This window comes from Streptomyces sp. NPDC030183 (assembly GCF_055573455.1).
In genome coordinates this window covers 1-2,031 of sequence record NZ_JBVIBK010000069.1, presented here as the reverse complement: position 1 = coordinate 2,031, position 2,031 = coordinate 1, and the positions used below count along the sequence as shown (strand labels likewise).

At 70.2% G+C, this 2,031-nt stretch carries 1 protein-coding gene; it reads right to left on the bottom strand.

The genetic code is table 11. From position 1 onward, the window contains the following. Positions 1-540: 540 nt before the first annotated feature. Entirely contained in the window at positions 541-1,599 is a 1,059-nt protein-coding gene (locus tag ACZ4Z2_RS37280) for a BMP family lipoprotein (RefSeq protein WP_468082221.1), read from the bottom strand. Between the last annotated feature and the right edge of the window lie 432 nt (positions 1,600-2,031).

Here is a 2,031-nt window from a genome sequence, read left to right as displayed (position 1 = left end):
CCGTCCGGGACGCAGCCGACGTCCCGGCAGAGGCGGCAACCGACCGTCCGGGACGCAGCCGACGTCCCGGCAGAGGCGGCAACCGACCGTCCGGGACGCAGCCGACGTCCCGGCAGAGGCGGCAACCGACCGTCCGGGACGCAGCCGACGTCCCGGCAGAGGCGGCAACCTACCGTCCGGTGCGCAGCCGACGTCCCGGCAGAGGCGGCAACCGACCGTCCGGGACGCAGCCGACGTCCCGGCAGAGGCGGCAACCGACCGTCCGGGACGCAGCCGACGTCCCGGCAGAGGCGGCAACCGACCGTCCGGGACGCAGCCGACGTCCCGGCAGAGGCGGCAACCGACCGTCCGGGGCGCGGCCGGCGTCCCGGCAGGGGCGTGGCGCGGGGCCGTCGGTGGTTCGGCTCGTGGTCGGGGCGAGGTTGGTCGTATCTCGGCGCATTCCCGTGACGGGCCGCCCGGGCAAAAAGAACCGGGCGGGGGCCGTTGTGGCGCCCACCCGGGTCTGGGTGCTCCGGCCCTTGGGGGCCGGAGTGGGGACTACTCGGTGTTGACCTTGATCTTGCCGCTGATGATCTCTTCCTTCGCCTTGGCGACCGCGTCCGAGAGACCGGCGATCTTGGCGAACTCCGGGTTGGACTCGGCCAGGCCGACTCCGTCGACCTTCAGGTCGAAGGTCTGGACGCCGGTGAGCGGCTTGCCGTCCTCGACGGACTTGGCGAGGGCGTAGACCGCGCCGCCGACGTCCTTCAGGGCCGACGTGAGGATGGAGCCCTTGTAGGAGGCGAGGGCCTCCTGCTTGTACTGGTCGGAGTCGACACCGATCGCCCAGACCTTCGCCTTGGCGGCGGCCTCGATCACGCCCTGACCGGAGAGACCGGCGGCGGCGTAGAGGACGTCCGCGCCCTTCTCGATCTGGCCCTCGGCGGCGGCCTTGCCCTTGTCCGGGCTGGAGAAGCCACCCTCCTCGGCCGTCTGGGTCAGGTACTGCGAGATGACCTTGACCTTGCCACCGCTGGTGTCCTGGACACCCTGCTTGTAGCCGGCCTCGAACTTGTGGATGAGCGGGATGTCGACACCGCCCACGAAGCCCACGGTGTTCGACTTGGTGGCCTTGGCGGCCGCGACACCGGCGAGGTAGGAGGCCTGCTCCTCGGCGAAGACGAGGGACGCGACGTTGTCGCCCTTGACGACCGAGTCGACGATGCCGAACGTGGTCTTCGGGAACTTCGCGGCGGCGGCCTCCATGGCCGGGCCGTACGCGAAGCCCACGCCGATGACCGGGTTGTAGCCCTGCTTGGCCAGGGACTCCAGACGCTGCTGCTTGTCGGCGTCCGTCTCGCCCTCGGTGGGCTCGATGTCGGCGGTCTGGTAGCCGAACTCCTTCTCGGCCTTCTGCAGACCCGCGTACGCCGCGTCGTTGAAGGACTGGTCGCCCTTGCCGCCGATGTCGTACGCGATCGCGAGGCCCTTGGTGCCCTTGCTCTCGCCGTCGCCGCCGTTGCCGCTCTCGCTGCTGGTTCCGCCACAGGCCGTGGCGGCGAGCGCCAGCGACGCGACCCCCACCGCGACGCGGGTCAGTTTGGAAATCCGACGCATCTTGAAGTTCCCCATCTTCTCCAAAGCCCCGCAGCCGGGTGCTCAGTTCGGCGCACATTAACGCGCGTAGACACTCCTGGGAACGGGGTTTCGACGGGCCGTTATCCATTCGTGCCGATGGCCGGTTACGTCCTCGTGAACCATGGGATCGAAAGGGACGCTTGGGGCAGAGCCCTTCCCTCGTCCCTCGCGTTCCGTGTCTGCGGGGTGACTTCAGCGTGACGGTGCGCGTGCCGTACGGGGGCCGTACGGCACGCGCACCAGGCTGCCGCGAGGGCGGGCACGCCGCAACCGGAGAGGGTGCGGATCGGGTACCGAGTCCGTGGAGGCCCTGCGCCTAGGCCCTGTCGTCAAATTCCCACCTGCCCCGCGACGCCATGCACGCGCTCTCGACGCACCGGGCCCCGACCCGAGTACGTCCAGTACACGGGT